Origin of the sequence: Tardiphaga sp. (assembly GCF_044340795.1) — a bacterium.
In the GTDB taxonomy this organism is placed as follows: Bacteria; Pseudomonadota; Alphaproteobacteria; order Rhizobiales; family Xanthobacteraceae; genus Tardiphaga.
In genome coordinates this window covers 1-5884 of sequence record NZ_JBIISY010000313.1, presented here as the reverse complement: position 1 = coordinate 5884, position 5884 = coordinate 1, and the positions used below count along the sequence as shown (strand labels likewise).

Sequence of the window (5884 nt, the reverse complement as noted above, 5' to 3'; positions counted from 1 at the left end):
GTCCGATTGGTGGAAGGACGAAGACGACCTTGGGGTCGTGGTGACGGAGATCGAGCTTGGCGTCGGTTACCGAGATGGCCTGGTCTACAATCGGCCCCTACCGCGCTGATGGAGTGAGATTGATGACCGATGACGAGCTGAAAGCGGCCATTCACGCAGCGCGAGGAATCGCCGGAAAAGTCGGCCCGATGCACGCCCTATGGGACACCATCTTCGACGCAGAAGCGATCCTTCAAGGCAAGCCGTCGATGCTGAAGCGACCCGTCATTGAGAAGATGCTTGTCGAGGCGACTGCCGGGCTCCCGCGGTGATGGAATAGGATTGAGAAGCGAATGACCCCTCAGAGCATTGTTGGCGATCTTTTAGCCAGCACTTTCAACCAAGCGAGGGCCGCTACGCCAGGTCTTGGCGAGCGATGGTTAGCCGCCTCTGGCAGAGCTTCCAGCCTACTGTCACGATCATTAATCGCGGTTACGGTGCAGCGTCTGGGGGAAATCGACGCCGTGTGCAGGTGCGTCGAACGAGAATTAATAGAGAGGCCGCCAGCTCCGGACGTGCTGGACATGAGATTTCATTACTACGTTATGATGGCTGGGCTCTGGGTCGGCGCAGCTCACTCTGTTTGCTTTATTCTGAATCAGAGGAAGCTGATTACAGACGAACCATTCAAGCGCCTGGCAGAGGATTTAAAGCTCGTTCGAGTTCAGCTTGAAAAGTATGAAGTTCCATTGGACCGGAACTTGGATGGACCGATAGAGATGACAACTGGCTCTGGTCCGGACGACGCTCCACCGAGCATCTCAACCTATGACTATAATGACGTGCATCGCTCTCATATTGGCAGATACGGTTTATCTGCCCGTAATTCCTTAATGTGGGAAGTTCTTGAGGTACAGCCGATACGACATCGATGGATCGAACGGACAGACCTGTCGGACCGGTTCCTTCAGATTTTCACCGAGAGGCCTCGACATTCCACTCCCATCGTCGAGTAGAAAACCCGATGGACGCCGAGCAGCTCACCCTCCGGAAAATGACCTTCGAGGGCATCCCCTACGAAGACGACTGGCTGGTAATGTGGCGCGGCCTGGACGTGGGCCGCATCCTAAAGCAATCGGGCGTGGCCTATGGGAAGCCCAATTGGTTCTGGTCGATCACGTACACCGGCACCGTGAAGCCCGCCCGCGGCAGCGGCGTGGCGACTGATCTGGAGGATGGCAAGGCCGGTTTTAAGACGGCCTGGGCCGAGCTACGAGCCCGGTTGACCGACGAGGAAATCGAGCGGTTTCGGCGCCACGAATCGGACCTTGAACGGCGGGCCCGATAGACTCGCGGAACCGCGGCCCAGTCCCCATATTAAGCTGGTAGCGTTGCGTTCGGAGTTACGCATGTCGTGGGACAGTCTGTTGCCTACCCCTATTCCCGTGCCCGGCAGCAAGCCGCTGGTGACCCTTCGGGACGCCGGAAACCTGATCCAAAAACTGCCGAAGTCTCAGGTCGTCCTGCCCGCGTGGCGGGCCGCGACCGAGGCTCTCATGTTGGCAGCCGAAGATCGCGGACCGCTGATGCATGCCGAGGTCGGCTTGAGGAAGGCTCTACATCCGCGCGAGCCGGTCTACGACCCCAACCGCAAAGATCCGCACTGGGGGCGCCGCAAGCTGGCGCGCGACCAATGACGCCCCGCCGCCTCGCCGAGCGAATGCGGAGCCGACAGAGGGTCAACGATGGGTTTGTCCGGGAAACGTTCACCCTCCCCCGCGACGCCGCGCGCGCCAAGGCCCGCGAGATCCTGCAGCGCTATCCAGCCGGCGGCTATTCCACCACCGTGGAGTTCTGGCGCAAGCTCGATGACGGCCAGATCGAATTCACAATGCGGCGTTTGCCAACAGCGGATTAAACCGCGGTCAGCCCGCACGCTTTCCGTTACGCTTCTCTCTCAGTGTCAGATTTCCGGCGGCCGACACGCTATGCATGGTCGCCTGCAAGCGAACCGCCGGCACGGTTCGACCAAGCGCCTTGGCGACTTTCTCGATGGGCTCGCCTTGCCTAAGGAGCGTGACCATCTTCTCAATGTCGGCGCCCGTCCACTTCCGGCGCGGCCGCATGGTAAGTTTCTTCGCCATTCTCGCGATTTAGCAAAAGGCACCTCTCACGAGCAAGGCCTCCGCGCTTAGGGCGCAGGACTGCGCGATCGTCCCATGGACCGGCCAATCCGTAGGTGCTTAGATATCCACGCGGGAGCCGCGCCTTTTCCTCGACGACGCATTGCAAAAGACCCAAACGCCGCCGAGCGAGAATGCCGGCGGCATTTTGCTGCCACAACAAAAAAGGCCCGCGCCGCGGAGCTGCGGAGCGGGCCAGTTTAGTTGAGGCGCCAGAGACGAGGAAAAGTTCTCGCCACCAGCTATCCGGGCTCATTCCCGGATTCCGTCATTCCACGGTCACGCGCGCCAGCCCGCCCATTCCGATCGCGCGCGCCGCGGCGTGGCTGAGGTCGATGCACCGGCCCTTGATGAACGGCCCGCGATCGTTGATCCGCACCCTCACCGACCGGCCGTTGGCGGTATTCTTCACCGTGACGTGGCTGCCGAAGCGCCTGGTGCGATGAGCCGCCGTCATGGCGTAGGTGTTAAAGCGCTCGCCCGACGCCGTCCGGCGGCCGTGGTAGCCGTCGCCGACGCCATAGTGGCTGGCGATGCAGGTTTCGACCCGATGCATGGTCACGTCGATGGAGCGGATTCCGGCGAAGATATCCTGGGCAGAAGCAGGCATGGCGAATAGCGCGCACAGCAAAGCTGCCGCGAAAGCGGTGATGCGGGTCATGATGTCCTTGTGATGCGAGGTTATTTGCGCCGCGGCGGATGCTCGGCGCGCGAGCTCAGGAGGGCGTCGACCTTGTCGGCCAGTTCCTCAAGGGCATTGGTGTGACGGACCTCGTGCTGCTTTTCGAGGGCCTCGGCATGGCGGTGCAGCGCAATTGCGAGCTTGTCGCCAACCTTGACGTAGTCGCTGAACTGGTTGGCATCGACGATGCCGCCGGCAATGCCCACCATGGTGGCATCGCGGACCGCCTTCTCTTTTGCGGCGGCGCCGGAATTGCTCCCCTTGAGCATCGCCACCACGGCGATCAGCATCATGCCAAGGGCGATCGCGTCAGGCGTGGTGATACCGAACATCATATGCCGCCCTGTAAATGGAAACGAATTCGAATAGGGCCAGCAACGCGTAAACCAGCGGACCTGTGCCGATGGGCAGATTGTTGATCTTTGCCGCATCGTAGAAGGCGTAAGCGATCAGCGCCCAGGCGACAGCGCCAAATGCTCCCCTCGCTATTCGAATAAGGGGGCCACGCGGCCACCTGCCGTTGATGTAGAGCGCGATCAACCCGGCCGAGCCCATGAATGAGAACAGCGCGGCCAGGAAAGCGTCCGAAGTCGTGTACCGGTGAAAGCCGACGAAGTCCGGCTTCGAGAGCAAATCTCCCGGCAGAGCGAAGGTGATACCCCATGCGACCATCACGCAAGCAGAGTACCACTCGATCGCCCTATCCTTGAGGCTTTGGATCGCTGTCCTCATAGCCTTGCACCGTAGCGCTCGCGCACCCCACGATAGATGCCTCGGGATTTGACCAGGCGGCTATTCGCCTCCCGGCGCGCGGCCTCTTCCTTTTTCCATGCCACCCGCGCATCGTCGCCTGGGCGGACGCTCGGGGCCGGGACAGGATCAAGAACGACCGAGGATTCGGGAGGCAGAGAACGCGCGACAGGCGCCTCACCGACCATCGCGCAGCCGGTCAAAATCGTCAGGCCCAAGAATGCAAGCGCCGTTCGGCCGCTTTTTGAGCTGCTCCGCATAGTCAGAGATCCTTTGCTGGTCTTGTTCGGCCTGCTGCGCCAGTTCGGCGCGAGCCTCGTCCGCCTTCTTCGCCGCGTCATTCGCGGCATCGAGATCGATCTGCTGCGCCGCCAGCTTCAGCCGAAGAGACTTGGCCTCGGCCCGGTCGTCGGAAATGCGAAAGCCGATGAGGAAGAACAGCAGGCAGGCCAGCAGGGCCGATGCGAGCCGCGCCGCGGCGACATACTGGCCTATGACCGGAAACCAGCGGAGCAGCGGGAAATAGCCGACCACCAGTGCGGCCAGCAGCAAGGCGCCGATCACGGCGAGCGTCAGGTTCGTGGTCGCGATCGACCAGAACAAGTCGGACAGCGCCTGGCCGGGCGCTGACCACAGGTGTCGCAGCCAGTCCATCATCACTGCACCAGGCTGCGACGATAGAGGATGTAGAGCATCAGGCAGGCCACAATGAAGGCACACATGACCGCCAGCGCCCGCCAGTCGCTCAGCAAGCCGACAACCGACGTCACGCCCATGGCTGATGCCGCCTGCACGATCTTGCTCTTGGCGAGCTTGATATAGCCCTTCAGGCCACCATCGCTTTCGTCGGTGTCGCGGGTGCCGATCGGCGCAGCATAGTCGGTGCCGGGGACGACCGGCGCCATCTCGGTGCCGTCGTCACTCTCGTCCGTATCCGTGGCCGGCAGCTCATCAGGCGACACGACCTCGGCCAGACCCATGGGCCGAACCGTGAGATATGGCGCCACGTCTTTGCGCAGCTGCTCGAGCGGATAGAGCGGGTTCGTGTCGATCTTCCGGCCCGGCGAGATCAGCCAGTGCGTCAGGATATCCTTGATGTCGTATTCCCGACACAGGGACTCGCACAGCTCGCGCACCGCGACGACCTGGGCATCGGTATAGGCCAGCCAATAGCCCTCGCCGTGCGCCGCCGTCTTACGATAGGACACCACCAGCGACGGATCCTTGTTGGTGTCATAGGTGCCGACGCCTTTGTAGACGCCCTCACCGACCTTCTGCAGCTTGCCCGGATTGATAATCTCGATGCCGATCGAGAAGCCGTTGAGGAACTGGCGCCCCGCCCAGATCGATTTGCCGGCGTGCCACGCCACGGTGTTGAACGGCACGAGCTGGGTGATCTTGCCGTCCCGGCCGATCACGACATGGGCCGAAACCTTGCTATCCCGGTTTGTCAGCCAGGAGATGGAGCCGCTGTCGTTCAGGCCCGAGGCCGTGTCGTGCAGCACGATGTATTCCGGAACCAGCCGACCGCCGACGTTCGGGCTGGCCCGATAAGGCAGCGGCGAGCCGCCGCGGAAGCCGCGGCCGTTCTGGATCGCAATCATGGTGGATCTCCATAGGAAAGCGCCCGCGCGGCCGGTGCCGGGCGGGTCTGGTGGCTTGATTTCAGATTGGGCTATCGGGCGGCGGGGCTTCCGCGCTCACTCATCATGAGTGAAGATTAGGCTTGCAGTAACTGCTCGCTGCCAAGATTATGATGCTACAGGGGGCATCGGCATGCGTATCTTGTTCAAGTTTGCGGTCATCTGCATCGTGGCAGTGTCAGCTTCAGGCTGTACCAAGTGTGGATGGATATGGGACGACTTCGGTCCCGCTCAGAAATCCTGCAGATCAGATCATACAACGCGCTAGGAACGCATTGGGCAAGCTGCTTGCGCTGCATGCGCCTAATCCGAGCGCAGAAATAGCGCGCTCAGGGCGCGCCATGGGGCACGAAAACCGCGCCGGCTAAACGATAAAAAAGTCCGATTGTTTCAACACCGCATGGTTGGCCAGAGTCGCGAGAAGAACGGCCGAAGAAGATCCAGAGCCGTCAACGTCCCAATACAATCCGCCCGTACTGGCGTTATAGACGACGCTCGCCGCTGCACTTGTAGCGGCCGCGCCCAATACGAAGTCCACGCCCGTCTCGGCCAATGTGCCTGGAGGCATATTGAAGCCCCGCGAAAACGCGATTTTATCTTCGCCGGGAGTGAAGTCCGCGATTACGTCGGCCCCCTCGTTCGGACCG

General features: G+C 61.5%; 9 protein-coding genes and 1 pseudogene. 4 read left to right on the top strand and 6 right to left on the bottom strand.

All coding sequences use genetic code 11. From position 1 onward, the window contains the following. Window positions 1-122: 122 nt before the first annotated feature. From ACIQ17_RS29880 to ACIQ17_RS29865, 4 genes are all read left to right on the top strand, one after another. On the top strand, window positions 123-311 hold the full coding sequence (locus ACIQ17_RS29880) for a hypothetical protein (protein WP_398473077.1): 189 nt from the start codon (window positions 123-125) through the stop codon (window positions 309-311). 692 nt (window positions 312-1003) lie between these two features. Then, complete coding sequence (locus ACIQ17_RS29875) at window positions 1004-1327, top strand: hypothetical protein (RefSeq protein WP_398473076.1); 324 nt, start codon at window positions 1004-1006, stop codon at window positions 1325-1327. A gap of 61 nt (window positions 1328-1388) precedes the next feature. Next, a complete protein-coding gene (locus ACIQ17_RS29870; RefSeq protein WP_398473074.1) occupies window positions 1389-1676 on the top strand; it encodes a hypothetical protein in 288 nt (95 codons plus the stop codon). Further along, on the top strand, window positions 1673-1897 hold the full coding sequence (locus ACIQ17_RS29865) for a hypothetical protein (protein ID WP_398473073.1): 225 nt from the start codon (window positions 1673-1675) through the stop codon (window positions 1895-1897). Before ACIQ17_RS29870 ends, ACIQ17_RS29865 begins: the two co-directional genes overlap by 4 nt. A gap of 533 nt (window positions 1898-2430) precedes the next feature. Here the strand turns inward: ACIQ17_RS29865 and ACIQ17_RS29860 are convergent. The 6 genes and pseudogenes from ACIQ17_RS29860 to ACIQ17_RS29835 form a co-directional block, all read right to left on the bottom strand. Next, entirely contained in the window at window positions 2431-2718 is a 288-nt protein-coding gene (locus ACIQ17_RS29860; protein WP_398473078.1) for a septal ring lytic transglycosylase RlpA family protein, read from the bottom strand. Between the two features lie 125 nt (window positions 2719-2843). Further along, entirely contained in the window at window positions 2844-3137 is a 294-nt protein-coding gene (locus ACIQ17_RS29855) for a hypothetical protein (protein WP_398473072.1), read from the bottom strand. A 16-nt stretch (window positions 3138-3153) separates the two neighbouring features. Further along, window positions 3154-3576 (bottom strand): hypothetical protein, encoded by a 423-nt coding sequence (locus tag ACIQ17_RS29850; RefSeq protein WP_398473071.1) that lies wholly within the window; start codon window positions 3574-3576, stop codon window positions 3154-3156. 195 nt (window positions 3577-3771) lie between these two features. Beyond that, a complete protein-coding gene (locus ACIQ17_RS29845; RefSeq protein WP_398473070.1) occupies window positions 3772-4251 on the bottom strand; it encodes a hypothetical protein in 480 nt (159 codons plus the stop codon). Next, window positions 4251-5198: an N-acetylmuramoyl-L-alanine amidase gene (locus ACIQ17_RS29840; protein ID WP_398473069.1), complete on the bottom strand. Its 948-nt coding sequence runs from the start codon at window positions 5196-5198 to the stop codon at window positions 4251-4253. Before ACIQ17_RS29840 ends, ACIQ17_RS29845 begins: the two co-directional genes overlap by 1 nt. A gap of 403 nt (window positions 5199-5601) precedes the next feature. Continuing rightward, window positions 5602-5884: pseudogene (locus ACIQ17_RS29835) on the bottom strand (hypothetical protein); the annotation flags it as partial.